The sequence below is a fragment of the Nocardia sp. NPDC003693 genome (assembly GCF_053981095.1).
In genome coordinates this window covers 637,936-662,669 of the sequence record NZ_JBSFNO010000001.1, presented here as the reverse complement: position 1 = coordinate 662,669, position 24,734 = coordinate 637,936, and the positions used below count along the sequence as shown (strand labels likewise).

Sequence of the window (24,734 nt, the reverse complement as noted above, 5' to 3'; positions counted from 1 at the left end):
CCTGCGCGCAGCCGAGTAGGCACACCCGGGACCGGAGTGAACCGGGTCGTGGAGCTACTTCAAGGCCTGCGCCAAGTCGGCCCACAGATCTTCCGGGTGCTCGATGCCGACCGACAGGCGGATGAGGTCCACGGGGATGGTCGAGACCTCGATGGGCCAGCGGCGGCGGCGTTCGAGCATCGACTCCACGCCGCCGAGGCTGGTGGCGTGGACCCAGAGCTCGGTGCTTTCGCAGACCAGCTGGGCGTAGGCCGCGTCACCGCCGAGTTCGAAGGCGAGGATCGCGCCGAAGCCGGACATCTGGGTGGCCGCGAGGGCGTGGCCGGGGTCGTCGGGCAGACCGGGATAGCGGACTCGGCTCACGCGCGGGTGCTCGAGCAGGCGTGCCGCCAGGAACGCGGCATTGGACTGGGCCCGCTCCATACGCAGTGCGAGCGTGCGGAGTCCGCGCAGCGCCAGCCACGCCTCCATCGGGCCGGGGATAGCGCCCTGACTTCTCCGCCGCAGTTCCAGCGCCGACCACTTCTCGTCCGAGTTCGTGATGACGGCGCCGAGCACCACGTCCGAGTGACCCGCGATGAACTTGGTCACCGCGTGCAGCACGATGTCGGCGCCCATCGACAGCGGCTGCTGCAGCAGTGGCGTGGCGAAAGTGTTGTCCACGACCACCGTTGCGCCCGCGGCCCGGCCCGCCGCCGCGAGCGCGGAGAGGTCCGCGACCTCCAACGCCGGGTTGGTGGGCGACTCGAGCCACAGCATGTCCGCCCCGGCCACCGCGGCCGACACCGCCGCGGCGTCGACGATGCCGACCCGGTCGACGGTGAGGCGCCCCGTCGCCGCTTGCTGATCCAGCAGCGCCAGCACACCGTTGTAGGCGTGCTGCGGCGCGACGACCCGTCCACCGACCGGTACGAGGTCGCAGATCGCGGCGGCGGCCGCCATCCCCGAGGCGAAGCTCAGGCAGCGGCCGCCTTCCAGCGCGCCGAGGGTGTCCTCGAGCGCTGTCCAGGCGTCGTTGCCGAAGCGGCCGTAACCCGTGTCGCCACCCGCGACGTAGGTCGAGCTGAAGACGGGTGACCCGCCCATCGGCGCGTCCGGGACCCGAGCGGGCCGGCCGGCGTGCACGACAACGGTGGAGGGATCCAGATCAGGCGTCATGCCTGAACTGTAGGCAGCGGGGTGCCGCCGCCGCTGCACAGGTTCACGATCCGCTGCGGTGATCTCGCGATCCCCGGTTGTCGTGCTGCGGATTCCGTCCGGAACCTACCGACCTTGCCGTGCGAACGCGGCGGGGAGTCTCAGGCCTGAAGTCCCAGAGCCTCTTTGCACGCGGCGATGAACGGATCGATCCCGAGCGGCGCGGCTTCCTTCATGCGGGCAGGGTTTCCGGTCTTGGCGAGGTAGGCCGCGCACCCACCGGCCTGCTGGACCTCGGGCCGGACCTCGCCCGCGTTCTCGGCGAGCCAATCCACGTACGCCCCATACGTCATGGTGATGGCGCCGTTCTCGGCGTTCAGGATCACCGTGTCCGGGTCGTACGACCGCGCCTGGGCACTCCCGGCTCCGGCGACAACGGCGACGGCCGCGAGTGCTCCGGCGATAACCAGCTTCATGAGACAACTTTCCTTCCGGTTCGAACATCGATCGCGAGCGGGCGGCACCCGGGTGAATCCGCTTGCGGCGCAAACGCTAACAGCACGCTGTGACACCCGGGATCGCGAGTGCTCGGGCGCATGGCCGATGAAGGCTACGCACCCTCGGAATCGATCTCTCCCGCATATCCGGCACAAAATCGGCTGCGGTCCAGATGGCGAAACACTATGGTTCGAAACCGATTTCGGCCCAGGACCGCATCGAACGGGGGATCCATGGCAGTTCACGACATTCGAGCCGACCACGACGAGGAGTCGATAGTCGTCTACCAGGCGTACTCCCCGGCGATCGCGGAACCTGCGGTGCTGGCACAGCGCTTCGTGCCCCCGTTCTCGACCAACCGCATGACATGGATCAAGCCGTCGTTCCTGTGGATGATGGAGCGCAGCGACTGGGGACGCAAGCCGGGCCAGGAACGAGTCCTCGCCGTCCGGATCACCCGCGAAGGCTGGGAAAGCGCTCTGTCGCAGGCGGTTCTGAGCAGCTACGTGCCCGGCGTGTATCTCGACCGCGCCGACTGGAAGGCTCAGATCAAGCACGCGATCGTCACCGTGCAATGGGACCCGGAGCGGACACTCACCGGCGCGAGCTCGGACACCCGCTCGATCCAGGTCGGCCTGAGCCGGCACATCGTCGAGCGGTTCGTCGACGAGTGGGTCATTGAGATCGCGGACCTGACCTCGAAGGTGCGCGACATATCGGACCTACGCGCCAGGGGCAGGTACGACGCCGCTGCGGCACTACTCCCCGAGGAGCGTGTCTATCCGGTCCCGCCTGAGCTCGCACGGCGGCTGCACCGGTGAGCGGGGGACTCGCGTCGGTACTGACGACGGCGAGTTCCGCGGCCGAGGGTTGATTCGTTGGCCGAGCACCCCGGCGAGAACGAGCGGCTCATAGGACGGCGGGCGATGTCCATCCTCACCCGCCCGGCGCGAAACGCCGCCGGAACCCGCAGGGTATTTGCTGTGAGTTAGCCTGAAGGCCGGCCGCCTGGTCTCCCGCGGTGCGCACCCAACGTCGTCCGACCGGAAGGAAGCGCTATGAAGGCCCTGCAGTACGTACAGATCGGTGCCGAGCCCGAGGTCCGGGAGGTGCCGACGCCCGAGCCGGGGCCGGGGCAGGTGCTGCTGCGGGTGACCGCCGCGGGGGTGTGTCACTCGGACGACTTCGTGATGTCGATGCCGGCGGAGGTGTTCGCGTTCCCGCTTCCGCTGACGCTCGGGCACGAGGGTGCGGGCACGGTCGCGGCGGTGGGCGCGGGCGTGCAGGGTCTCGAGGTCGGCACGAACGCGGTCGTGTACGGGCCGTGGGGGTGTGGGGTGTGCTGGTTCTGCGCGCAGGGGCTGGAGAACTACTGTTCGCGCGCTGCCGAGCTGGGTATCTACCCGCCCGGTCTGGGCGCGCCGGGCGCGATCGCGGAGTACATGATCGTCGACTCGCCGCGGCACCTGGTTCCGATCGGCGACCTCGACCCGGTCGCGACGGTTCCGCTCACCGACGCCGGGCTGACGCCGTACCACGCGATCAAGCGCTCCCTCGGCAAGCTCCGGCCGGGCAGCTGGGCGGTGGTGATCGGCAGCGGCGGACTCGGCCATGTCGCCATCCAGTTGCTGCGGCACCTGTCCTCGGCCCGGGTGATCGCCCTGGACGTCAGCGACGACAAGCTGGACTTCGCCAGGTCGGTGGGCGCGCACGAAGCCGTGCTCTCGGACGCGAAGGCAGCCGAGAACGTCCGCAAGATCACCGGCGCCGCGGGCGCGAGCCTGGTGCTGGACTTCGTCGGCTACCAGCCGACGGTGGACACCGCGATGGCCGTGGCCGGCATCGATTCTGACGTCACGATCGTCGGGCTCGGTGACGGAAAAGCCGCCGCGCGAGTGGGATTCGGCATCAGCCCGTACGAATCCGCGGTGACCTCGCCGTACTGGGGTTCCCGCAGCGAGTTGATCGAGCTCATCGACCTGGCGCACGAGGGAGTCCTCGACATAGCGGTCGAGCGCTTCAGCCTGGACGACGCCCCCGAGGCCTATCGCCGCCTGGCCGCGGGCACGCTGCGCGGCCGCGCTGTCATCGTTCCCTGAGCGACCGGTTCGGCGTCGAATTCGGTCGGTTGGCGTTCGTTCGAGCACCCTGCCCTCGTAGGCGCGCCCGGTGATACACCATGCACACTGTGCCGACTCATATCCGCACCGCTCCGCCCCAACCGGGTGGACGCCCGAACGCGACATAGCGACCGTCCGAGGAGACGGCCCGCACCACGGTCGGTACAGTGCGAGGCTCCGGACGTCGATGGATGGTGGGTGGGTGGGGTGGCGGAGATCGAGCGGTGCATGGGACAGGTCATGGAGATCCCGGGCGCGCTGAGTGTGACACTGATTGATGGATCCAGTGGTTTGCTGATCGCCGCGGCGGGCAACCACCCGATGGTCGACGACCACGAGAACGCCGCCATGGCAACCGAAGTCATGCGGGCGGTCGCGGCGAACGCGGCGCTGTCCGCGGCCGAGCACGGCGACCTGGACGAGCTGATTGTGTGCCGTGCTGGGAGCTACCACCTGCTGGTCCCGGTCCGCGCCGACTATCCCGCGCGACTATTCGTGCACGCGATGTTCGATGACACGGTCGGCAATCTCGCGTTCTCCCGGTTTCGAGTTCGGACGATTCTGGCGGAATTCGACGGTTCGGTGGCACCCGGTGAATGACTCGCCGAGCCGACACGCCCTCGCTGCCGATTGTGGTCGCGCCGATGTCGCCGGGCGCTCGTAGGAGGTGGTGATGACAGCGGAAGACGTGGTGCCCGATCAGGTTCGGGAGGTCTTCGCCGCTACCTTGTCCCAGGCGACGAGCCACATCTCCGCGTTCCCGGATCCGTTGCGACTGGCGGTCCCGATCGGGCTGGTCGCACCGGAGGGCTCATCACGCGAACGGATTTGCGTGCGTGCCGAGTACGACGAGACCGGCTACTTCCTCGACTTCTATCAGGAAGGCAACGACGGGGAAACTGCCTCGCACTGTCGGATTCGCGAGGACGGGTTGGTCACGCGCCTGGAGAATCTCATCCTGGTGCACCGGCACATCGACGATCCCGAGCAGGCGAAGCAGGAGCGCGAGCGCCGCGGCGAGCACAACCGGAGGGTCATAGAGATCCTGCGCGCCAAGGGTTTGTACATGTAAGCGCGAACCGCCGGTTCGTCCCTCCCCGGTGGTAGACCGATCCCGTACCGGAGTTGGATGGGGCGTTGCGCGGTGCGCTCCTAGCGTTGGCCGCATGACGATCCTCCGCCGCCTAGCGCTCGACTTCGCGTACACGTTCGTGGGATTTCCCCTGGCGCTAATCAGTTTCAGCCTCCTCGTGACACTGTTCGCGGCGAGCCTCGGCACAGCGGTGATCTTCGTCGGCATTCCGCTGCTAGCGCTGACGCTGCTGATCGCGCGCGGATTCGCCGACATCGAGCGCGTCCGCCTCCAGCAATTGACCGACACCGCGGTCTCGCGTCCCCGGTACGCCGAGGCGCCGGAGGGCGCGGGCTGGTTCCGCCGGATCACCACCCCGATTCGGCAGGGGCAGAGCTGGCTGGACCTGCTGTACGCGATCATCAACCTGCCTATCGCGATCATCACGTTCGTGCTGCCGATCGTGTGGTGGGCACTGACGCTGGGCGGACTGACGTACTGGCTCTGGGGCAGGTTCCTTCCCCTGGAAGACAATCGCGACATCGTCGTCGAGACGATCATGGGCGCCGACACCGCCCACAACCGGACCGTCTTCAACACGATCATCGGTGTCGTCGCCCTGCTCACCGTGTACCCCGTCCAACGCGGCAGCGCCGCCCTGCAGGCCGGCGTCGCCCAGACCCTGCTGTCCCGGCTCGCCGTCGTGCGCGGACGCGCCTAGGCCCGACGCCGGGGCAGTTGCTGTAACTTTGCCGATAGTGCTGCAGCGAGGGAGGATTCACCATTTCGATCACCGACTCGAACCCGTCGCCCACCGTCATGCCCGCAGCGTTCATCGGCCACGGCAGCCCGATGAACGCCGTCGACCGCAACCGCTACACCGAAGCCTGGCGGGTGTTCGGCCGGACCGTCCCGCGCCCGCGCGCGATCCTGGTGATCTCCGCGCACTGGTACACCAATGCCACCGCGGTGACCGCGATGCCGCGCCCGCGCACCGTCCACGACTTCTACGGCTTTCCTTCCGAGCTATACGAGGTGCAGTATCCCGCGCCGGGCCTGCCCGAACTCGTCGAGCAGGTGGCCGAGGCCGCCGACCCCATGTGGGTGGGCGCGGACACCGACAGCTGGGGGATCGACCACGGCACCTGGTCGGTGCTCGTCCACGCGTTCCCCGACGCGTCGATCCCCGTCGTCCAACTCTCGATCAACGCCTTCAAGGACTTCGACCACCACCTCGAACTCGGTCGCAAACTCGCCCCGCTGCGCGAGGACGGCGTGCTGATCCTGGGCAGCGGCAACGTGGTCCACAATCTGCGCGCCCTCGACCCGAGCAGGCCCGACACCGGTTTCGACTGGGCACACCGATTCGACGACGCGGCCAAAGAGCTGCTGCTGAACGGCAATTCGACCGACGTCACCGGCCTGGTGGACCACCCCGACTTCGCCGCCGCTGTCCCGACTCCCGATCACTACCTGCCGCTGATCTACATAGCCGGCCTGGCCGATGATCAGCCGATGCACGAACTGGTCGGCGGCTACTCCCTGGGCTCGCTGTCGATGACCGCCTACACGCTCGGAATCGATTGCCCGGGAGCGGATTCGGTGGGGACCGGCGCGGCGGCCGCAGTGCCGGACGACGTGCCCGCGGTGGACATCAACCTCTGACCAGGGGGTTCCCTGTTCCGGTGTGCCACGCGCCGGAACAGGAAACCTGCACGCCCTAGGTGTTCTTGTAGATCACGCCGTCCTTCATGATCACGTCGAATGTCCCTGCAGGATCACCGAGCACCTTGACGTCGGCCAGCGGATCACCGTCGACCAGGATCAGGTCCGCGAGGGCGTCGGGTTCGACCACGCCCAGCCGCCCCTGGTACGGGCTGCGCGGCCCGCTCAGCGCCAGCAGGGCGGCGTTGTCTACGGTCGCGAGGCGAACCAGCTCCGCCGGGCTGAACCATTCGCTCAGCTGGAGCAGGAATTTGTTCTGCTCGACATTGGATTCGGGCTCGAACAGGAAATCGGTTCCCCAGGCCAGCTTGACCCCGGCCTTCTTCGCCATCGGCCACACGACCGAGTTGCCCGCCACGATGCCTTCGCGTTTGGCGCGACGCTCGGGGGACATGCTGTCCGAGTTGGGCCGCAGGTACTGGCCGCTGAGCCACACGCCCCGTTCGGCCAGCAGATCAATGGTCGGTTCGTCGAGCAGTTGCCCGTGCTCGATGCACAGCACACCGGCTTCGACCGAGCGGCGCACCGCCTTGGGCGTGTACGCGTGCACGGCGACGTAGGTGTTCCAATCACTCGCCGCGTCGACCGCGGCGCGCAGCTCGTCGAGCGTGAACTGGGCGACGTCGATCGGGTCGTAGGCCGAGGAGGTGCCTCCGCCGGCGGTCAGCTTCAGCTGGCTCGCGCCCATGCGCAGGTTCTCCCGCGCCGCGGTGAGTACCTCGTCGCGTCCGTCGACGATGAAGGTCGCGCCGATCTCCTCGGCCCGGGACTGCTTGCCGGTGAATCGGCGTGACTTCTCCTGCGGTGTGCGGAAATCCCCGTGACCCGCGGTCTGGGAGATCATCGCCCCGGACGGCCACACCCGCGGGCCGGTGGCCTTACCGGCGTCGATGGCGGCCTTGAGCGGGAAGATCGGGCCGCCCATATCGCGGACGGCGGTGAATCCGCGCATCAGCATCTCGTTCGCCGAGGTGAGTGCGGCGCGGGCGTAGAACTCCGGGTCCTTGTCGGGATCGTTCAGATCGGCCATCGTGGCGCTGCCGAACACCAGGTGCACGTGGTTGTCGATGAGCCCCGGCATCAGTGTGCGGGCGCGGCCGTCGATGATCTCGGTCTGCTCGGTGCCCGGCAGACCCGTACCGATGGCCGAGATCGTATTACCGCGGACCAGAACGTCGGTCGGGTCACCCAGCCGTCCCTGCCGGACGTCGAGCACGCGCACATTCCGGAACAGGCTGTCCGGCTTACGAACCGGCGCGGGCGCCGCGCTGGTGGTAGCCGCCGATCCGGACTCCTCGGACGCACAGGAGGTTACTGCTAGCGTGGCGATCGACGCCGCTCCGAGCGCGGCGAGGAAGTTCCGCCGCGTCAACCCCGCCGCAAATCGGCAGTGGCACTCCGCATGTGGCCGAGATCGTTGCGACAAGCCTTTCCCTTTCGTCGATGTCAGCACCGCATCGGGAGATCAGCAGGGATCGAGACGTCCTTCGAAACGTTCGATCGTCGAATTCGGTGTGGAGATTGTCTCGGGATCGGCGAGATGATTGCCGCGGCCGTAACTGTACGACTCCGTGCGGGCGCGACCGGGTAACCACCGATGTGGCGGTGATCGTGTCGAGCCCTAGCTGCCGGCGATCGAACGCAGACGCTCCACGATCCGCGGTGCCGCAGAGGGCTCACTCGACACAGTTCGATGCCGGCGAAACCACTTCGCACCGCATCGATCTGCCGCAGCTGCTCGGGCTATTCGTCGATGTATCGCACCATCGCCGCGAACACTTGCCGCATGGTCGCCCGAGACACGACACCCTCGGGCTCGGTCAGCCAGCCGCGAAAGATCGTCAGCGGCCGGTACACGAGAACGGCAGCGCGGGGGAGGGGATCGAGGTCGCCGAACGGAACGGCGAGACTCATCATCTGCGGGGGAATGTCCGCGGTGTCGGTGTAGATAGGCAACGTCAGCACGGTCGGCAGCCATTCGTTGGCGTCGGTACTGGAGATGATCAGCACCTTCGACCCGGCCATGCTGGAGGGCTGGTTACGCCCCGCGACGTTCGGCAGATACGAGCGGACTTCGCCGCGTGAGATCACTTCGCCGTACCCGCCCCGTAAGCGGCGGAGATGTTGGCGGCTTGTTCGGCGTGCAACTGCTCGGCGTACTCCGCGGTGTCGGTGCCGCGGCTGCGCTCCCACTCCGCGGCAGCCTTGGCGGCGATGCGCAGCAGCTCTCTCCGGACCGCCCGCTCGGTCAGGGTGCTGACCGTTTCACCCGCGGCAGCGGCCGCTTCCCGGGCGTCGTTGAGCACGCCGGGGTCGATGCTGATCGACGTACTCGTTTTCATAATAGGAATCCTAACAGTCCTCTCGGTTGGGAGCCTTCGGTCAGCCCGAGCCCGGGCTCTTGTCGACGAGCCGAGTTACAAATACCAACATGGGAATATGCGCATCTACGAATGACTTACCGGCGATTCACATTGTCACGTAGGGGCGGTGGCCATAAGGAAAAAAAGACAGCCCTTACAAAGAGGGCCCGGGCGAGGAGGCTGGCGCGTCGGGGGAGCGAAGATCGGCGGGCAAGCGACCCGCTACCGCTACGCCCTGCGGCTGGGATCGAAAGCTGTTCGGCCGATGACGTTTTCGTGTCCACCCCGGCCGCCGACGCAACTATCGCCGGCGCGCCCCTCCACTTGTGGAGCCCCTCACATCTGCCTACGATGCGCTATCGAAGTTTGAAAACCAACAATTTCAATTTGGTGGGCCGTGATTGTCACGGCCCAGCGTGGTGCGGGGCGGGACCCACGCGGGCTATCTGGAGGATGCTCATGCGCGTTTCGCACCCGGAGCGGTGTCGTAGGAAAGTGTGGCGAAGCGCCGCAACCGCTTTGGCCGTGAGTACGGCGATCGCGGCGTGCGCGTTCGGGGCCGGGCCGGCGAGCGCGGATCCCGGGCTCAGGGAAGTGATGCTGGTCGGCAACAACTGGGAAGGGGTCGCCGACGTCATCGAATCGACCGGGAACTTCGCGAAGGTCGGTCGCATCAATCTCATCCCCGACAAGGATGATCGCCTGCGAGAGATCTACCTCAATCCGATCCGCCTCGCCTTCTTTCTCGGGATCCGGCAGACCGTCGGCGAAGGCCACGACCAGTACATCGACGATATGTACACCACCCCGAGCGGAGACGCGATCGTGGTGTCGCGGCCGAGTTTCGCCGATGTCGTCTCCATCGACACCGCGACGGGAAAGGTCAAGTGGCGCTTCCCCGTATCGGGCTTCCGTGCCGACCATATGGCGGTCTCGCCGGACGGGAACCGAGTCGCGGTCTCCGCCTCGACCAGCAATACCGTTCACGTGCTCGATATCCACAGCGGCAGGGAGCTGGGGAAGTTCGGCACGGGGGACAAGCCGCACGAGAACGTCTTCACCGCTGACGGCAAACTGTGGAATATGTCCATCGGTGAGGTCAACACCGATCAGGATGCCCCGGAACAGGATTCGAGCAAGGGCGATCGCAAGATCACCGTGGTCGACGCGAACACCTATCAGCTGGTCCGCGTCATCGATATGCGTGAGCGTCTGAACGCGTTCGGCCGAAGCGATCTGTCCGATGCGGTGCGGCCCGTGGCCTTCAGTCCCGATGAGACCCTCCTGTACTTCCAGGTGTCGTTCTTCAACGGCTTCCTCGAATACGACATTGCCGCCGACCGGATCCTGCGCCTCAAAGAGCTGCCGAAGAACCCTGAGACCAGCCCTGATCGCCGGGACTGGGTCAATGATTCCCGCCACCACGGGATGTCGATGGATCCGACGGGTAACAAGCTCTGCATCGCCGGCACGATGGATGACTACGCGACCATCGTGCAGTTGAACGATCTGCGGGAGGGACCACTGGTTCCGGCGGCCAAGCCGTACTGGGCCACTGTCAGTGGCGACGGCAAGGCGTGCGTCATTTCCGAAAGCGCCGCCGACCAGGTGACCGCGATCGATTTCGCCACCGGCTCCAAGATCGTGTCCGTTCCGGTGGGAGATCATCCGCAGCGGATCCGGATCGGTGACCTGCCGGTCGGCTGGAAGGCGCCCGTCGTCGAACCGCCGTCCAGCGGCAGTGGTTTCCCGTCGAGTGGCAGCGGGTCCAGCGGCAGCTGAGAACCGCGCATGACAAGGCCTCGGGCTGACAGTGTCCGCGCGAGGCTTCGACGCGTGGTCAGACCGGGGGATAGGCGACAGACGCGTCCGGCGCGCAGGGACGCGGCCGATCATTGCTGACGACCTAGGATTCGGCGATGGCCACTCCGCCGGATCGCCCGGCCGAACACCTCCGGAAGGAACTGGCACAACGCTTGGCCGGGTGGTCTGCGGCGCTGGACGACGACATCGCTGAGTTGGACACCTGCGGGTTGCGACGCAGCCATCGCATTCGAGCCCGCTCGATCCTCGACCCGCAGCTCGGGGTAGTGGCCGAGGTCGGCGGCCGTCCGGTTCAGGATTTCGGAACCTTCGCCGGTTCTGGTCCGGTGTACATGCTGAGCGTGCTCGTTGCGGTCGACTCGCCAGTTGTCGGAGCCTGCGTATCGAACGCGGTGCTGACCTACGGGGAAGCGGTCGCATGGCTGACGGTTCTGTTGCCCCGAATCGATCACTTCTACCTCAGTGAAGGTCCTGACGCAGATCCCGACGAGCCGTCGCCCCGCTGGCTGTTCTCCTGCTTCCTCGACAGCGCCAGCCAAAGCCTGGCGGCCCCCGCCGATTTCGACTGGGTCTCGTTCCGTATCCGGTACCGGGGACTGCGAGTGTCGATGGTCGATCGAGTAGGCACTCGGGTCGAAACCGTCTACCACAATCCACGTTTCGCCGACTTCTACCAACCACGCAGCGAATCACGCGGCCGCTACCGGCCTCTCACCGTCACTCGGCCACCTGAAGATGCCCGGATGGGGAGTTGCTTCGAGGCGCTCGCCACCGCAGTCGCCCGCCGAACAGCCATAGCCCCGGAAATCGAGCCCCTGTCACTGACCTGGACCCACGGAACGTCGGCGGCGCTCGTTGTTCGCCACATAGGCGAACAACGCTGCTACGAACTGATCGTGGAAATACCTACGGACGACGAGATTGCCGGCGGCGCATACATACTCGCGGGCACGCTCGGCGACCTCGGTGCAATCCTGCACAGCCCTGAACAGTACGCAGCGGGAGCGGTAGCTCGGCTGCGGGAAGCCGGCATCGAGGGGATGCGGTGCAATGGCCACGAGATCGATTGTCCCAAGTTCACATCTACCTGACTTTACATAAGATAGATTATCGGCACTCGTACGGCGTTGCATGTCATCATGTTTCGTTTGCGACGATGATCCGATCGCGCTGGCGGTTAAGTGCGTGTGGTTGCCATGACTGCCGAAGTCGGTCGTACTGCTTTGATATCAACGTTCTAATGATGCGAGCCGCAGGGTTTGTCGGAGTCTGGGTTGCCTCCGCCCCCTGGGTTATTCGTCACAGTGACGTTTTGTCTCTAGTGGGCAGGACGCTCATTTCGTCCCAGCAGGCTTCCGCGGCATCTTCTACTCCCTGTGTGGCATACCCGTACCAGCCCGGCTGAAGGGCAGCGGCGGAGCCAGTAAGGTTCGCACCGTGAACTATCCAGGGGGAGTCCCACGGCCGTACGCTCCGCACGGCCAATTCCACGACGGCACACCACAGCCGGTTCCGCCGCACGGCGCGGTCCACCCGCCGTACGCCGACTACACGCAGACCCCGTACGGCGCACCGCCCGCCTACGGTCCCGGTGCACAGAACAACTGGAACGCGGGACCGCCGCCCGTATATGCAGGGTGGGCTGCGCGCGTGGGAGCCGCGCTGCTGGACGGAGCGATGATCTCCATTCCCGCTGCCGTACTCGTTTCACTGGCTCTTACCGTCGGTGTGGAGTCACGGAGCTGCGGGCTGCAACAGCAGCTCGATGGGTCGTTCCAGCCGATCGACTGTGGTGGCGGTGGACTCAGCGGAGTGGGCGTCGCCCTGCTGTCGCTCACGCTGCTGCTGGTGATCGGTGCAGGATTTTTCCTGGTCTACCGAGAAGGGGTCACCGGCCAAACGCCGGGCAAGAAGGCTCTCGGTATCCGGTTGGTCCGTGAATCGACCGCGCAGCCATTGGGTTTCGGTGCCGCGCTGGGCCGACGCCTCTGCCACGTGGTCGATTCCGCGGTCTGCTACCTCGGTTATCTGTGGCCGCTGTGGGACGGGAAGAAGCAGACCTTCGCCGACAAGATCATCGGCAGCGTGGTCGTCCGCCGATTATGAGCGCCCCCGCTCTAGCTGGGCAGGCAGCGCGCCAATCCCGCCAGCCGCAGATGCCGGGTGACTCCGAGTAGTGCGCCGCACACGGTGAGCTCGATGTCGTGGCCGGGCCTGCGCGCCCGCCGCTCCCCTCTCCCCTATCGAACCATCCCGTCCGCCCTCGACTGCAGGCCATGGCGAGCCTGCCCGAGCCTCGCAGGGGTGCTTCGTCACTCATCGGTGCGCACCGCGCCCTGAGAAATCCACTGGTTGCGGCGCTGGGCGTCGAAATCCAGGTAGGGGCAATCGGTGCGGCCTTCGTGCAGCGTGGCGTCCGCGTCACCGGTGGCGATCCACAACAGCTTGCCCGAGTCGATCCAGGGTCGCAGCTCGAAATCGTAGTCGTCGAGGGTGTGTGGAAAAGTCTGGAAGTTGTCGTATTTGCCGCTGCCCCAAATATTTTCGAGCGGCACGTCGGTCGGTCGGTGTGAACCGAAGTACGTCATCGCCCACCCGGTGTGCCGGCCGATCGGGATCTGCGCCACCACCGCGCGGACATCGGGCACGTTCAGGAGTTCCGGGAGCACATAGGGCGCATCGGGGCCGGGCATGCATTCGAAAGGCGCGGACGTCACCGTGTTCGCGAGCCGGACCGCTCCACTCATGGTCGGCCAGGTGGATGGTCCGCCCTTGGCCAGCCGTCTGACGGGATTGCGCCAATCCCAGTACCAGCCATCGAGATCCACACTGTCGAACGGTCGTCGCACAACCTTGCCGGTCAACGGACAACGGGACAGGACCACCTCGGGCAGTGCGGCCTTGTAGAGGCCGTGCAACTCGAACACACGCTTGATCGCTGCTTTACCCTCGGGCGTGTACCCCACCTCCCGATACAGCGCGTGCAGCCGGTTGCCTTCCTCCAGCAGTGCTGCACGGCTCGGTGATACGCCCATAGCGCCGTCTATCACTGCCATCCCTCGACTCTCGAGCCTGGAAACTCTGACGTCCGTGGTTCCGTCGACTCACAGGTAAAAATCCTTCGCCTTCAGGATCGCTATGACGCGCTTGTTGTGCGCGGCGATGCGTTCCTGCTCTTGCCGGTTCTGTTCGGGATCGGCGAAGTGCTGGTGCACCTGGGTGAGATTCTCGAGGGGCGTGATCGAGCCGTCCTCACGAATTCGGTAGTGCGAGGAGGTTTCCCCGTCATTTCTCTCCTGGTAGAAGTCCAGGTAGTAGCCGGTCTCGTCATGCTCGGCGCGGACTCGAATCCGCTCGCGCGATGAGCCTTCCGGCGCGGCCAACGCGATCCGGATCCCCAGCGGGAGCGGGTCCGGGAAGGCGGCGATGTGGGTGGTCCCTGGCGCCAAGGTCCTTACGAAGATGTCCCGCACCTGATCGGGCGCGATGTCTTCCGATGTCATGTGCGTCTTTTGTTCTTCCTGGTCACGTTGCCATGGCCTCGCTTCGGCGAACGGTCGTCCACGCGCGGTGTTCATTCCCACCGGAACTCTCTCTCCCGTAGGAGATCAGGGCGCCCGCTGGCCCGCCACTTGACGAGGGTCATCTTGAATTCCAACAGCCTCTCGGCTCTGCCATTGAACCAGTCGGTCACCGAGGCGGCCGCAAGTTTTACTTCGTTGCCGTCGGTTATCGTCCAGACTGGTGGATTTGGCTTGTGAAGGTCGGCTCCATCGATGACGAGAAAATTCGCTTCAGCTTCTGCGATCACCAGCATTCCGGTGGGATCGCGTAATCCTGTGTCAGTCTTCGCGTATTCTAGTGAGTTCAGGGCGACGGTCTTGTCTTCCTCGTCGAGAAACACGCCGAAAGCCATTCCCTGGAACCAGAGCGATGCCCTTCTGCCCATGATTCTCAGAACTTCCCGGTACGCGGCTGGGATGTCATCAGCGTTCTGGCGCGCCGCCATCCGGTCGATCTCTTCGTCCGATGCCTCGCGGGCAGATTCGGGGCGATACCCTTGGGCGACCGCACCGTCGAAGATCTGTCGCACAAGCTCTTTGGCGTTTTCTGTCGCACTCACCCCCGCAGCGTATCGCCCTCCGGATTCTTGGCGACTATCTTGACCCACACGAACCGGAAGGGATTCGGCATCAGCTATCGACCCGGCAGCAACGGGTCACAAGCGTCTACCGCGCCCAGCTCACCATGTACAACCACGAGGTGCGCCTCAACGGGTACCTTTCAAGTCGTGTACGAACTCGACGACGATAGTGCCTCGGTGAGGTTCAATATTCCCGCATCGTTCATTTCCGTATGGGCGAAGTTGACGCCGAATGAGTTGTGCTACGGGTATCGGTATCGCTGGATAACTGCGAAAGATGTTGTGGCTCTATCGTTGACGAGCGTTGTTCCCGATCGGGAGCGGATGGATATCATCGAGGACATCTCGCTACTGCTGTCCGACGAGCTGGATCGCGTCCCTGACTTCATGGATCAGCTCGCCGTCCATGAAGAACGAGTCTGGACCTACTTGGCGCTGGCATGGGTGCATCAGAACCGGGATCACTTCGAAGAGCCGTTCAAGGCTGTGGACCTCATCTACGCGGACTTCGGCTACCCGGAGGAAGTTGGTGACTTCGCGACCTTCACACCGCCCCCGGCTGGTGGAACGCCCGGGATATCCGGCCTTGAACAGCGCTGGCAACAGTACTTGGACAAGAATCGCTACCACTACTTGCGCCGATCCTCGAAGTCAGCGCAAGGGATCGACTCAGTAGGTTTGGGTTCTCCGGCGGATTCTGAGAGATTCGATGATCCGGCGTCAGCCGTGCGGTTCCGCCCGCCAGAACCGGCGGCCGTCGCCGAGATGTTCTGGCGCTCGATGCCGCGCCCGCACCGGCGATCGTGACGACCCCGACGGACCTCGCCGACAAGATCATTGGCAGCGTGGTCGTCAGTCGATCATGAGCGGCCCCTGCTCTGGCTGGGCAGGCAGTGCGCCAATCCCGCCAGCCGCAGGTGCCGGGTGACTCCGGGTGGTGTCCCGCACACGGTGAGCTCGATGTCGTGTGCGTGGCACCACTGGTAGGCGTGCTCGATGGCGTTCATCGCCGCGGCACCGAAGTAAGTGATCCCGCTCAGGTCCACCAGGACCCGCCCGCCAGGGACCGCGCGGTCGCACGCACCGTCGAGCGCCTGGCCCAGTGCGTCGGCCGCGACGAAGTCCATCTCGCCGCCGAGTTCGACGAACACATCATCCGCGCACGTGCGGGTGACGATTCGTACCGGCGAGCGGGTGAAGGCTCGATGTTCCTGACCACCCATAGCTCACCCTAACGCCGGGCCCGCGCGCCCACCGACCGTCGAAGGGCACAACTAGGTGTCGACGCCGGAGCGGCTCGACCACGGTTGGCCCCGTCCACCTCTACCCTGTTGACCGAGCGGGCTCGAGAGCCTATTCGGCGATGAGGGCGGTGGCGGTGGTGCGAGCGCGTGCCGATGTGTGGCCGCCAATGTGGCCGATCCGTGTGCCCAGTGCGGCGGCCGGAAGCCATTGCACGAGTTCGGGTAGCAGAGTGCCGGGCGGGTTCGGCGCGGGTGAAGATGTCCCCAAGGGTGATCAGAGGCCCGCGGCCCGGTTGGCGGTGTGCACGCGGGCGGCGTAGGCGTCGATGTCCGAAGCGGACACGGTGTGGGTGGTGTAGGCGTGGAGTTGGCGACGCAAGTGCTCGTTGCGCAGCGCGATTTCCACCATTTCCGAGCGGGTCAGGCCCGCGCGTTCGGCGTCGGCGGTGACATCGGCGAGCACACCTGTATCTAGGGTGACGGTGATCTTCTCTTTCGCCATACGGTCATCAAACCGTGGGTCATACTCTCCGGGGTTTGGGGATGCCTCGGGCAGCTCGTGAGATGACCGGTATCCGGCCCATCGGAAGCGCCGAGGCCGAGGCGATGCCTGCGGCCTTGTCCGTTGAGCCGCCCCCGCCGCGCATATCATCATCTACCTGCGCAGATAGTGGTTCCCGTGCGCTCGGGACATTCCTCACACCACACTTGCTGATCAATAGCTGATCCACATAGGTTCAAACGACCGGCGAGCAGGGTAACCGACAGTTTCGCCGTTCCAGCCCCTGATCGGGCCTCACCGCGGCGAGCACACGGCCAGCACGTAGGGATTACCGCACCATGCAGCGACCAGGACCCGTCACCCCGCCCCACACCAGCCTCGTCTCCGGCACGGCACGGCTCCTGGTCGTCGAGCCGAATGCCGCCGCCGCGGAAATGGCGATGCTGGTGCTGTCCGCCGCCGGATTCGACACCCTCCACCAGCCGACCCACCACGACGCCATCGACGCGGTCGAGCACTGGCATCCGGACCTGGTCCTGCTGGACCTACTCCCCGCAGCGCACTCCCCCGCCGAGCTCACCGACCTGCTCGGCCACTACGCCCCCACCCCGACGATGGTCCTGTCGACCGATCGCGACCCCGAGCTCATCGACCTCACCCTCACCGCGGGCGCGAGTGCGTACCTCACCAAACCGTTCCGCGCCGGTGAACTGCTCGAGCACATCCACACCTGCCTGCACCACGATGCCCCACGTACCGATACCGACTACCTCTGACGCAGCAGCCGGCTCTGGGCTCGTCGTGTTCGAATAGCGTTTGACGTGTTGACCGATGCTCGACAGCATGGCTGTCGGGAGGACCTTGCCGGTGAATGTCTTTGTGCAGACCGACCGTCTCGTCCTGCGTCGGTTCACCGACGCCGACGTGGAGAATCTGGTCCGGCTGGACAGCGAGCCCGCGGTGATGAGGTTCCTCACCCGTGAGCCCACATCGCGAGCCGAGATCGAGCACGAGGTGCTGCCCCGGATCCTGCGCGACTACCAACTGGGTCCGGCGGGACGCTTTGCCGTCATCGAACGATCCACCGCGGCGTTCGTGGGCTGGCTGGCCCTGCAACCACCGCAGGACGGCAGTGTCACCGAGGTAGAACTCGGATACCGGCTCACGCCCTCGGTCTGGGGCCGCGAATACGCCACCGAAGGCGCGCGGGCGTTGATCCGAAAGGGCTTCACCGAACTCGGCGTCGAGCGGGTCTGGGCCCAGACCATGGCCGTCAACACTGCCTCTCGACGGGTCATGGAAAAGGCCGGCCTCACCTACGTTCGAACCTTCCACCGGCACTTCGACGATCCACTCCCCGGCATCGAACACGGCGAGGTCGAGTACGAACTCCACCGAGCCGACTGGGCAGAGTAAGGAGTGATCAGGAGACGCAACCTGGTCGATTACTCAGCCGAATTCATAGGAGTCGCTGGCGATCCGGAAGTACTGGGCCCCGCGCTCGCACCGAATCCCCGCCGGGGTGCTGGTGCAGGTGAACCCCGCGAAGGTGGTCGACGAACCGTATTCCAGGACCTTCATGTTCGCAGCGCCGCCGATGGTATCGCTTGCCCCGCACGTGAATCCAGGCTTCTCCTCGGTGGAGAAATAGACGACCCGGCCATAAAGCCTGCTGCCGGGCACCGGTTCCCCGTCTTGGTAGCACCGGGCGGGAAACGGTGGCGGGGTGAAGGAAATCTGCAAGAGTTCGCAGCGCACACTCGCTGGGGTTGTGTCAAAGCCGGCAGAGATCTGGCAGGCGATATTGCCGGTCGGCGAACCGAAAGTCTCCCACTTGTTCGCCTGTACGGGCTGCGTGGGATTCGACGCCGCGGTCGTCGTGACCGGCGCGATAGGTGTGGAGTTCGCCGGGGTCCCCGCGTTGGTATCGCTCGACTTCTCGCCACACGCACCCACAGCGAACGCGAGGGTGATCACGGCCGCCGCGACAGCGACTGAACCGGTGCTTCGCATCAGGACTCCTGACCCTAGATTGGCTTGACAATAAGCCGGTTTCACGGCTTGTGCCTGCCAGGTGCCAGCGAATCCGATGTGGACATGATGCTCGACAACCTTCGCCACCAATCCGGCGGGGTTCCACTCGGACCCGCCGCCAGTACACAGCGTCCCGAGACAGCGGTGTCGCTCCCCCATCGGCCGACGCTGCTGCGTCAACGGGGCAGCCGGGTCACCAAGTCCCATGGGGCGCAAGCGCGGTGTGGTGGGTTACCAGCGGCGCATACGAGCACTCGAATTACGGCCCGGGGGAAGACGCGGTATCGGGTGATCGACGCAGGTACCGCCCGCGTGGATCGCCCTGCACCCGCCCGTCCGAGCACACCTGTTCCCCGCGCAGGAACACGTCCGTGACCCGAGCCGTCATCTCGAACCCTTCGAACGGCGTGTACTCCTGGGCGGACTCGGAATCGGCGGCGCGGACCGTCCAGTGCGCATCCGGATCCACCAGCACGATGTCCGCGTCGTAGCCGGGGGCGAGATCACCCTTTCCGTGTAACCCGTAGCGGCGGGCGGGATTCCGGGACGTCAGTTCCGCTACGCGGGACATCGGCAGCCCGCGTTTGCGAGCCTCCCCCACCAGGCCGGGAAGCAGGTACTCCGCGCCGCCGAAGCCAGACTTGGCGGTGAACACGTCGTCCGGGTCGGGGCCGAACTTCTGTTCCGCGCGGCAGCAGGCGTGATCGCTGACCACCCAGTCGATTTCGCCGGCCAGCAGGTGCCGCCACAGCGCCTCGACGTCGGCGCGCTCCCGCAACGGCGGGTTCACCTTGCCGCCCAGACCGTGCGCGGTGTCGACATCGGCCAGCAGATGGCCGATGGTGACCTCGCGCCGGAAGTCGATGTGCGGGAACGCCGTTGCCATGGTCAGCGCCGCCTCGACCGCCTTCGCGGAGGACAGGTGGAGCAGGTTGATGTTGGCCAGGCCCGTTTCGTGGGCCAGGTAGGCAGCCGTGGTGATCGCCAAACCCTCGGAATGCGGTGGGCGGGACGCGCTGTAGGCGCGCAGGCCGGTGAGCACGCCCTCGCGTTCGACCAGCGCCGTGTAGGCGGCCATGATCTCGGCGGTCTCGCAGTGCAGCGAAAGCGACAGGCCGTTGCCCAGGACTCTGCGCGCCTCGGCGATCGCGCGCATCACGAACTCGAAATGCGCGACGTCGTAACGCTCGTCGGGGCCGATCATCAGGAAGTCGGCCTGATCGTCGGAGCGCCCGTGCAGGCCGTGGCCGCCGTAGAACATGAAGACCTTGAACGACGTCACGCCGAAATCGCGGACCAGCGACGGTATTTCGGCGATGTGCTCGGCCGTCATCGGGGCCAGGTGCAGGGCATGGTCCACGAACGCCCGGCCGTCCATGCGGTTCAGCGCCTCGGGCACGAAGTCGCGGTACGGCCCGCCGCGGTTCAGGTAGTAGCGGCCGGTGCGCAGGTAGGTCAGGGCGGTGGTCACCCCGCCCTGCGCGCAGGCCCGGCTTTCGCTCTCGGTGTCGGCGGACAGCTCCTGATAGATCCCCCAATGTTGGTGGGCATCGACGACGCCGGGAAACGCCAGGCGGCCGTCGGCCTCGACCACTCGGCGCGCGCCCCCGGTCGCCAGGTTGGGGCCGACGTCGGCGATCCGGCCGTCGGTGACCGCGATGTCCATGGGTTCGGGGAGTTCGGCGGAGGTGCTGCCCGGCCGCACCACGCGGGCGCCGCGAATCAGCAGGTCTGTTGCCGGCATGGCATCGACTCCAGTTTCTCTCTGGGAAACACTCTTACCAATGCGGCGATCATGGCAGTACTATCCGCTGATAGTCAATGCCTCCCAACACATATGCGTTTCGCCAAGCGAAACACGGGGAGAACGAGAGGGAGTGCGCGATGGACGGACCGCTGTCCGGGATCCGGGTGCTTGATGTGGCGACCCTGTTCGCCGGGCCACTCGCGGCGACGCTGCTGGCCGATTTCGGCGCGGAGGTGGTCAAGATCGAGCATCCCGGCGGGGATCCGGTGCGCAGCCACGGCGCGCAACGCGAGGGGGTCGGACTCTGGTGGAAGATGCTGGGGCGCGGCAAGAAATCGGTCACCCTGTACCTGGGCGCGTTCGACGGTCAGGAGATCTTCCGGCGCATGGTCGCCGAGGCCGACGTGGTGATCGAGAACTTCCGGCCCGGCACCCTCGAACGCTGGGGCCTGGGCTACGACCGGCTGTGCGAGATCAATCCGCGCGTGGTGCTGGCCCGCGTCACCGGTTTCGGCCAGATCGGTCCCTACGCGCAGCGCCCAGGCTTCGGCACGCTCGCCGAGGCCATGAGCGGGTTCGCGGCTGTCACCGGCGAACCCGACGGCCCGCCCACCCTGCCGCCGTTCGGTCTCGCGGACGGAATCACCGCCCTCACAACCGCATTCGCGATCATGACCGCGCTGCGCGCCCGCGATGCCACCGGCCGCGGCCAGCAGATCGACATGGCCATCATCGAACCGATCCTGACCCTGCTCGGCCCCCAGCTGATCGCCTACGACCAGCTCGGCGAACTGCAACCGCGTATGGGCAACCGCTCGAGCAACAACGCCCCGCGCAACATCTATCGCACCGCCGACGACGGCTGGGTCGCGGTGTCCACCAGCGCGCAAGCCATCGCCGAACGGGTGCTGCGGTTGGTCGGACGCCCCGACCTGACCGAACAGCCCTGGTTCGCCAGCGGCGCCGAAAGAGCCCGGCACGCAGAGGAACTCGACGCCGCCGTCGGGGCGTGGATCGCCCAGCGCGACACCGCGACGGTCCTGCGCGAGTTCGAGGCCGCCGAAGCCGCCGTCGCGCCGGTCTACACCGCCGCCGACGTCCTGGCCGACCCGCAGTTCCGGGCGCTGGGCACCATCGCCGAACTCCACGACGACGAATTGGGACCGATACGCATGCAGAACATCCTGTTCCGGCTCTCGGAGACCCCGGGCCGCATTCGCTGGACGGGACCGCCGCTGGGCGCGCACACCGCCGAGGTCCTGGGCGCATACGGCGTCGACGCCGCGGAACTCGACCGCCTGCGTACGGCGGGGGTGATCCGATGACCACCCGCGACCCACTGGTGGAACTGGTGCGCGGCGGCGTGCGACTGATCGAACTCGGACGGCCCTACTTCACCGGCATGCCCTGCTCCCCCAACCATCCCGGCTTCCGAATGTCGCTGGCGCGCAGGCACGGCGACACCGTACGCCCGGACGGCGGATCGGCGGCCAGCGAGATCATCGTGACCGGCGGCCACGTCGGCACTCACATCGACGCCCTCAGCCACGTCAGCCAGAACGGCAGGCTACACGGGGACATCGACGCGGCCGAGGCGCAGCGCGGCGGGAGCTTCGCCGCGCACGGGGCCGAGAAGCTTCCCGGAATGCTGTGCCGGGGAGTACTTCTCGACATCGCCGCCGCACACGGCGTGGACATCCTGCCCGGCGGTTACGAGATCACCGTCGCCGATCTCGAGCGCGCGACACGCAACCTTCCGCTCGAACCCGGTGACGTGGTCCTGATCCGCACGGGATGGGCACGCCACTATGGCGACCCGGCAACCTATCTGGGCGCGGCCTCCGGCGTGCCCGGGGTGGGTGTGGAAGCCGCACACTGGCTTGCCACCCACGGCGTCGTCGCCACCGGCGCCGACACCACCGCCTACGAACGCCTCGCCCCTGGCGCAGGACACAGCGTGCTGCCGGTGCATCGGGTACTGCTGGTCGAGTCCGGCATCTACATCATGGAGCACTTGGACCTGGAACAGCTGGCGGAGAAAGGTATTCACGAGTTCGCGTTCGTGCTCGCACCGTTGCGCATCGTCGGCGGCACGGGCTCTCCGGTGCGCCCGCTCGCGGCGGTGACCCGATGACCGCTCCCACGATCGCTTCCCCGCCAGCGCCACTGCGCACCCTCGGCCGCACAGGATCCCCGATGCGCACCGCTCGCGGCGGTGACCCCATGAGCGTCCCCACGATCGTTGTCGCGCCGGCGCCACTACGCACATTCGGCGGCACAGCCTCCCCGGTACGCCCCCTCGTGGCGGTGACCCCATGACCGCCCCCACAATCGTGCAGCAGCTGGCGGAATTCACCGTCGCCGCTCGCCGCCCCGGCGGCGTGGGGACCACCCTGCGCGCCGACGCCGCTCGCCGGCTGCTGGACGTCCTCGGCAACAGCCTCGCGGCGCAGTCCACCCCGGCCGCCGCCGCGATGCGCGCCGTTGTCACCGAATGGGGCGGCCGCCCGATGTCCACCGCGCTCGGCCTCCCCGATCGGATACCCACCGCGAGCGCGGCACTGCTCGGCGGAACACTTGCCCACGCAATGGATTTCGACGACACCCACTTGCCATCGGTGCTGCATCCGTCGGCTACGGTGGTGCCGGCCGCCCTCGCGGTCGCCGAAGCGGTCGGCGCGACCGGCGGCGCGCTACTGGATGCCATCGCGGTCGGGGTGGAGATCACCGTCCGCGTCGGCATGGCCGGTTACGACGAGCGACTCGGGAACTCGGTCTTCTTCGAACGCGGCCTCCACGCCACCGCGATCTGCGGTGCGCTCGGCGGAGCCGCCGCTGCCGCGCTGCTGGCCGGTCTCGACGCGCCCCGCGTCGCGCACGCGCTCGGCATCGCGTCCAGCATGGGTTCGGGACTGCTCGAGGCCAATCGGACCGGAGGCACCGTGAAACGGATCCACTGCGGCTGGGCAGCGCACGCCGCGGTGACCGCCGCGGAGCTGGCGCGGCACGGGCTGACCGGCCCGCCCACGGTCATCGAGGGCCGGTTCGGGCTGCTGCAGGCGTTCTGCGGTGACCAGGCACGCGCCGAGAGCGTCACCGAGGGTTTGGGAACGGACTGGGAGCTGCCCGGAGTGTTCTTCAAGCCCTACCCCTGCAACCACTTCACGCACGCAGGCGTCGATGCGGCCCTGCGCCTGCGCGCCCGGGGCGTCACCGCCGAGCAGGTGGAACGCCTCACCCTCGGCGCACCCACCCCGGTCCTGCGCACGATCGGCGAGCCCGCGGCGGACAAACGCGCACCAGAATCGGGCTATCACGCCGCGTTCTCCGGCCCGTACACGGTCGCCGCCGCCCTCATCGGCGGTGGCGGGCTCGGGCTCTTCCACGAGGATTTCACCGACGCGGCGGCCCGCGATCCGCACCGGCTCGCCCTGGCCGCGAGAGTCGATTGCGTGCCGGATCCCCACTGCGACAACATCTTCCCGCACCAGTTCCCCGCCGTCCTCACCGCCGAGCTCCGAGACGGGCGGGTGCTCACCGAACGAGTGGACGTCAACCGCGGCGGCCCCGGCAATCCGCTGTCGGCCACAGAACTGGCCACCAAGTTCCGGCTCAACGCCGCCCGCTCGCTGTCCGCGGACGACGCGGAGGCCATTGCTCGAATCGTCTACGACACGGCGGAAATCAAGGACCTGCGACAATTGCTCGATCCGCTGCGCGGCGCCATCGAACCGCTCGGGGGCACAGCATCCGGTACCGAGCCGAGGCAGATCCCCTGCGCCTGATGCGAACGGAAGGAAGTGGTGCGGCCGGTCTGCTATGGCAGTTGAACACCGAGCTCACAGGGTGAGATGCCAAGAACGCCCGGGGCCGAGTGCAGCGAGGAAGTTCCGAGTTTCAGCAGCCGCGCGCAGGCCCGCCGACCGACCGCGGCTTCGACCGGGGTGCAGCTGTCTCGCGGACCGCCCCTGCACGTCATGTCCGGTCGCTTCACCGAGACCGTGACCGCACGTATGCGCGCGAGCGTTTCAGCGTGTCCTCCTTCGCCGCGGCCGCCGACCTCGAGCATCACGAGCCATCGCACGCCCCGCTGGACATCCTGGACATGGCCGCCGAAACGACCTGGTGGCCAAACCCGCCCGACGCCCGGCCGACGGTGACGGCGGGTTCGACGAATGGCGTGCCTGTCGACATGCTCGGGCTGGCGGGCGTAACGCGGCGTCGCGGTGGCAGCCGTGCGGGCGGAGCGTGCGAGTGGGCACAGGGCCGAACAGGCGAACCACCGCAGCGCCGAGCGGGCGTGGGGCCGAGCGCTGCGAGTGAG

The 24,734-nt window shown here is 66.7% G+C and carries 27 protein-coding genes; 15 read left to right on the top strand and 12 right to left on the bottom strand.

Annotated elements, in window-relative coordinates; all coding sequences use genetic code 11:
• Nucleotides 1–54: 54 nt before the first annotated feature.
• Both ACWDOP_RS03475 and ACWDOP_RS03470 read right to left on the bottom strand, forming a co-directional pair.
• Nucleotides 55–1,158: a trans-sulfuration enzyme family protein gene (locus tag ACWDOP_RS03475; RefSeq protein WP_456343737.1), complete on the bottom strand. Its 1,104-nt coding sequence runs from the start codon at nt 1,156–1,158 to the stop codon at nt 55–57.
• 140 nt (nt 1,159–1,298) lie between these two features.
• Complete coding sequence (locus ACWDOP_RS03470; RefSeq protein WP_456343736.1) at nt 1,299–1,613, bottom strand: hypothetical protein; 315 nt, start codon at nt 1,611–1,613, stop codon at nt 1,299–1,301.
• Nucleotides 1,614–1,868: 255 nt separating this feature from the next.
• Here ACWDOP_RS03470 and ACWDOP_RS03465 point away from each other — a divergent pair, with 255 nt between their 5' ends.
• The 6 genes from ACWDOP_RS03465 to ygiD all read left to right on the top strand — a co-directional run bounded on the left by ACWDOP_RS03465 (nt 1,869) and on the right by ygiD (nt 6,492).
• The gene (locus tag ACWDOP_RS03465; RefSeq protein WP_456343735.1) at nt 1,869–2,456 is read left to right on the top strand and encodes a DUF4291 domain-containing protein; all 588 of its coding nucleotides are present in this window, start codon (nt 1,869–1,871) and stop codon (nt 2,454–2,456) included.
• Between the two features lie 237 nt (nt 2,457–2,693).
• Nucleotides 2,694–3,734, top strand: a complete 1,041-nt coding sequence (locus tag ACWDOP_RS03460; RefSeq protein ID WP_456343734.1) for an NAD(P)-dependent alcohol dehydrogenase — start codon at nt 2,694–2,696, stop codon at nt 3,732–3,734.
• A gap of 219 nt (nt 3,735–3,953) precedes the next feature.
• Entirely contained in the window at nt 3,954–4,355 is a 402-nt protein-coding gene (locus tag ACWDOP_RS03455; protein WP_456343733.1) for a hypothetical protein, read from the top strand.
• Nucleotides 4,356–4,428: 73 nt separating this feature from the next.
• Nucleotides 4,429–4,827 carry a hypothetical protein gene (locus ACWDOP_RS03450; protein WP_456343732.1) on the top strand — a complete coding sequence of 133 codons (399 nt, stop codon included), beginning with the start codon at nt 4,429–4,431 and terminating at the stop codon, nt 4,825–4,827.
• A 94-nt stretch (nt 4,828–4,921) separates the two neighbouring features.
• Nucleotides 4,922–5,548, top strand: coding sequence for a sensor domain-containing protein (locus ACWDOP_RS03445; RefSeq protein WP_456343731.1), 627 nt, complete (start codon nt 4,922–4,924; stop codon nt 5,546–5,548).
• A gap of 98 nt (nt 5,549–5,646) precedes the next feature.
• The gene (ygiD, locus tag ACWDOP_RS03440; protein ID WP_456343730.1) at nt 5,647–6,492 is read left to right on the top strand and encodes a 4,5-DOPA-extradiol-dioxygenase; all 846 of its coding nucleotides are present in this window, start codon (nt 5,647–5,649) and stop codon (nt 6,490–6,492) included.
• Nucleotides 6,493–6,547: 55 nt separating this feature from the next.
• Here the strand turns inward: ygiD and ACWDOP_RS03435 are convergent, their stop codons facing one another.
• The 3 genes from ACWDOP_RS03435 to ACWDOP_RS03425 form a co-directional block, all read right to left on the bottom strand.
• Nucleotides 6,548–7,774, bottom strand: coding sequence for an amidohydrolase family protein (locus ACWDOP_RS03435; RefSeq protein ID WP_456343729.1), 1,227 nt, complete (start codon nt 7,772–7,774; stop codon nt 6,548–6,550).
• A gap of 521 nt (nt 7,775–8,295) precedes the next feature.
• Nucleotides 8,296–8,643, bottom strand: coding sequence for a hypothetical protein (locus ACWDOP_RS03430; RefSeq protein ID WP_454209127.1), 348 nt, complete (start codon nt 8,641–8,643; stop codon nt 8,296–8,298).
• Nucleotides 8,640–8,894, bottom strand: a complete 255-nt coding sequence (locus ACWDOP_RS03425; protein WP_456343728.1) for a hypothetical protein — start codon at nt 8,892–8,894, stop codon at nt 8,640–8,642. The genes ACWDOP_RS03430 and ACWDOP_RS03425 overlap by 4 nt, the downstream gene beginning before the upstream one ends.
• A gap of 387 nt (nt 8,895–9,281) precedes the next feature.
• Between ACWDOP_RS03425 and ACWDOP_RS03420 the strand changes: the two genes are divergently transcribed.
• From ACWDOP_RS03420 to ACWDOP_RS03410, 3 genes are all read left to right on the top strand, one after another.
• Nucleotides 9,282–10,697 (top strand): YncE family protein, encoded by a 1,416-nt coding sequence (locus ACWDOP_RS03420; RefSeq protein WP_456343727.1) that lies wholly within the window; start codon nt 9,282–9,284, stop codon nt 10,695–10,697.
• 137 nt (nt 10,698–10,834) lie between these two features.
• Entirely contained in the window at nt 10,835–11,830 is a 996-nt protein-coding gene (locus ACWDOP_RS03415) for a hypothetical protein (RefSeq protein ID WP_456343726.1), read from the top strand.
• 346 nt (nt 11,831–12,176) lie between these two features.
• Entirely contained in the window at nt 12,177–12,845 is a 669-nt protein-coding gene (locus ACWDOP_RS03410; RefSeq protein WP_456343725.1) for an RDD family protein, read from the top strand.
• Nucleotides 12,846–13,051: 206 nt separating this feature from the next.
• Here the strand turns inward: ACWDOP_RS03410 and ACWDOP_RS03405 are convergent, their stop codons facing one another.
• From ACWDOP_RS03405 to ACWDOP_RS03395, 3 genes are read right to left on the bottom strand one after another with little or no spacing between them, the layout of a single operon-like run.
• A complete protein-coding gene (locus ACWDOP_RS03405; RefSeq protein WP_456343724.1) occupies nt 13,052–13,795 on the bottom strand; it encodes a hypothetical protein in 744 nt (247 codons plus the stop codon).
• Between the two features lie 48 nt (nt 13,796–13,843).
• Entirely contained in the window at nt 13,844–14,317 is a 474-nt protein-coding gene (locus ACWDOP_RS03400) for a hypothetical protein (protein WP_456343723.1), read from the bottom strand.
• Nucleotides 14,314–14,862 carry an SMI1/KNR4 family protein gene (locus ACWDOP_RS03395; RefSeq protein WP_456343722.1) on the bottom strand — a complete coding sequence of 183 codons (549 nt, stop codon included), beginning with the start codon at nt 14,860–14,862 and terminating at the stop codon, nt 14,314–14,316. The genes ACWDOP_RS03400 and ACWDOP_RS03395 overlap by 4 nt, the downstream gene beginning before the upstream one ends.
• A gap of 168 nt (nt 14,863–15,030) precedes the next feature.
• Here ACWDOP_RS03395 and ACWDOP_RS03390 point away from each other — a divergent pair, with 168 nt between their 5' ends.
• A complete protein-coding gene (locus tag ACWDOP_RS03390; RefSeq protein ID WP_456343721.1) occupies nt 15,031–15,690 on the top strand; it encodes a DUF2247 family protein in 660 nt (219 codons plus the stop codon).
• 53 nt (nt 15,691–15,743) lie between these two features.
• On the opposite strand, the gene ACWDOP_RS03385 is transcribed toward ACWDOP_RS03390, so the two are convergent.
• Together ACWDOP_RS03385 and ACWDOP_RS03380 are read right to left on the bottom strand one after the other, a co-directional pair.
• A complete protein-coding gene (locus tag ACWDOP_RS03385; protein WP_456343720.1) occupies nt 15,744–16,106 on the bottom strand; it encodes an STAS domain-containing protein in 363 nt (120 codons plus the stop codon).
• A 295-nt stretch (nt 16,107–16,401) separates the two neighbouring features.
• Complete coding sequence (locus ACWDOP_RS03380) at nt 16,402–16,629, bottom strand: ribbon-helix-helix protein, CopG family (RefSeq protein WP_456343719.1); 228 nt, start codon at nt 16,627–16,629, stop codon at nt 16,402–16,404.
• Nucleotides 16,630–16,967: 338 nt separating this feature from the next.
• Here ACWDOP_RS03380 and ACWDOP_RS03375 point away from each other — a divergent pair, with 338 nt between their 5' ends.
• Nucleotides 16,968–17,405 (top strand): response regulator, encoded by a 438-nt coding sequence (locus tag ACWDOP_RS03375; RefSeq protein WP_456343718.1) that lies wholly within the window; start codon nt 16,968–16,970, stop codon nt 17,403–17,405.
• 55 nt (nt 17,406–17,460) lie between these two features.
• Nucleotides 17,461–18,045, top strand: a complete 585-nt coding sequence (locus tag ACWDOP_RS03370; protein WP_456343717.1) for a GNAT family N-acetyltransferase — start codon at nt 17,461–17,463, stop codon at nt 18,043–18,045.
• Between the two features lie 33 nt (nt 18,046–18,078).
• On the opposite strand, the gene ACWDOP_RS03365 is transcribed toward ACWDOP_RS03370, so the two are convergent.
• Both ACWDOP_RS03365 and ACWDOP_RS03360 read right to left on the bottom strand, forming a co-directional pair.
• Nucleotides 18,079–18,642, bottom strand: a complete 564-nt coding sequence (locus ACWDOP_RS03365) for a hypothetical protein (protein ID WP_456343716.1) — start codon at nt 18,640–18,642, stop codon at nt 18,079–18,081.
• Between the two features lie 280 nt (nt 18,643–18,922).
• Complete coding sequence (locus ACWDOP_RS03360; protein ID WP_456343715.1) at nt 18,923–20,407, bottom strand: dihydroorotase; 1,485 nt, start codon at nt 20,405–20,407, stop codon at nt 18,923–18,925.
• A 140-nt stretch (nt 20,408–20,547) separates the two neighbouring features.
• Here ACWDOP_RS03360 and ACWDOP_RS03355 point away from each other — a divergent pair, with 140 nt between their 5' ends.
• The 3 genes from ACWDOP_RS03355 to ACWDOP_RS03345 all read left to right on the top strand — a co-directional run bounded on the left by ACWDOP_RS03355 (nt 20,548) and on the right by ACWDOP_RS03345 (nt 24,195).
• Nucleotides 20,548–21,735 (top strand): CaiB/BaiF CoA transferase family protein, encoded by a 1,188-nt coding sequence (locus tag ACWDOP_RS03355; protein WP_456343714.1) that lies wholly within the window; start codon nt 20,548–20,550, stop codon nt 21,733–21,735.
• Nucleotides 21,732–22,544 carry a cyclase family protein gene (locus ACWDOP_RS03350; protein ID WP_456343713.1) on the top strand — a complete coding sequence of 271 codons (813 nt, stop codon included), beginning with the start codon at nt 21,732–21,734 and terminating at the stop codon, nt 22,542–22,544. Before ACWDOP_RS03355 ends, ACWDOP_RS03350 begins: the two co-directional genes overlap by 4 nt.
• Before the next feature lie 181 nt (nt 22,545–22,725).
• Complete coding sequence (locus ACWDOP_RS03345; protein ID WP_456343712.1) at nt 22,726–24,195, top strand: MmgE/PrpD family protein; 1,470 nt, start codon at nt 22,726–22,728, stop codon at nt 24,193–24,195.
• Nucleotides 24,196–24,734 lie beyond the last annotated feature (539 nt).

Bases quoted from the DNA above. Each gene is read 5' to 3' on its own strand.
- ACWDOP_RS03475 (WP_456343737.1), bottom strand. From the start codon at position 1,158: ATGACGCCTGATCTGGATCCCTCCACCGTTGTCGTGCACGCCGGCCGG.
- ACWDOP_RS03470 (WP_456343736.1), bottom strand. From the start codon at position 1,613: ATGAAGCTGGTTATCGCCGGAGCACTCGCGGCCGTCGCCGTTGTCGCC.
- ACWDOP_RS03465 (WP_456343735.1), top strand. From the start codon at position 1,869: ATGGCAGTTCACGACATTCGAGCCGACCACGACGAGGAGTCGATAGTC.
- ACWDOP_RS03460 (WP_456343734.1), top strand. From the start codon at position 2,694: ATGAAGGCCCTGCAGTACGTACAGATCGGTGCCGAGCCCGAGGTCCGG.
- ACWDOP_RS03450 (WP_456343732.1), top strand. From the start codon at position 4,429: ATGACAGCGGAAGACGTGGTGCCCGATCAGGTTCGGGAGGTCTTCGCC.
- ACWDOP_RS03445 (WP_456343731.1), top strand. From the start codon at position 4,922: ATGACGATCCTCCGCCGCCTAGCGCTCGACTTCGCGTACACGTTCGTG.
- ygiD (WP_456343730.1), top strand. From the start codon at position 5,647: ATGCCCGCAGCGTTCATCGGCCACGGCAGCCCGATGAACGCCGTCGAC.
- ACWDOP_RS03425 (WP_456343728.1), bottom strand. From the start codon at position 8,894: ATGAAAACGAGTACGTCGATCAGCATCGACCCCGGCGTGCTCAACGAC.
- ACWDOP_RS03415 (WP_456343726.1), top strand. From the start codon at position 10,835: ATGGCCACTCCGCCGGATCGCCCGGCCGAACACCTCCGGAAGGAACTG.
- ACWDOP_RS03405 (WP_456343724.1), bottom strand. From the start codon at position 13,795: ATGGCAGTGATAGACGGCGCTATGGGCGTATCACCGAGCCGTGCAGCA.
- ACWDOP_RS03400 (WP_456343723.1), bottom strand. From the start codon at position 14,317: ATGAACACCGCGCGTGGACGACCGTTCGCCGAAGCGAGGCCATGGCAA.
- ACWDOP_RS03385 (WP_456343720.1), bottom strand. From the start codon at position 16,106: ATGGGTGGTCAGGAACATCGAGCCTTCACCCGCTCGCCGGTACGAATC.
- ACWDOP_RS03380 (WP_456343719.1), bottom strand. From the start codon at position 16,629: ATGGCGAAAGAGAAGATCACCGTCACCCTAGATACAGGTGTGCTCGCC.
- ACWDOP_RS03375 (WP_456343718.1), top strand. From the start codon at position 16,968: ATGCAGCGACCAGGACCCGTCACCCCGCCCCACACCAGCCTCGTCTCC.
- ACWDOP_RS03370 (WP_456343717.1), top strand. From the start codon at position 17,461: ATGCTCGACAGCATGGCTGTCGGGAGGACCTTGCCGGTGAATGTCTTT.
- ACWDOP_RS03365 (WP_456343716.1), bottom strand. From the start codon at position 18,642: ATGCGAAGCACCGGTTCAGTCGCTGTCGCGGCGGCCGTGATCACCCTC.
- ACWDOP_RS03360 (WP_456343715.1), bottom strand. From the start codon at position 20,407: ATGCCGGCAACAGACCTGCTGATTCGCGGCGCCCGCGTGGTGCGGCCG.
- ACWDOP_RS03355 (WP_456343714.1), top strand. From the start codon at position 20,548: ATGGACGGACCGCTGTCCGGGATCCGGGTGCTTGATGTGGCGACCCTG.
- ACWDOP_RS03350 (WP_456343713.1), top strand. From the start codon at position 21,732: ATGACCACCCGCGACCCACTGGTGGAACTGGTGCGCGGCGGCGTGCGA.
- ACWDOP_RS03345 (WP_456343712.1), top strand. From the start codon at position 22,726: ATGACCGCCCCCACAATCGTGCAGCAGCTGGCGGAATTCACCGTCGCC.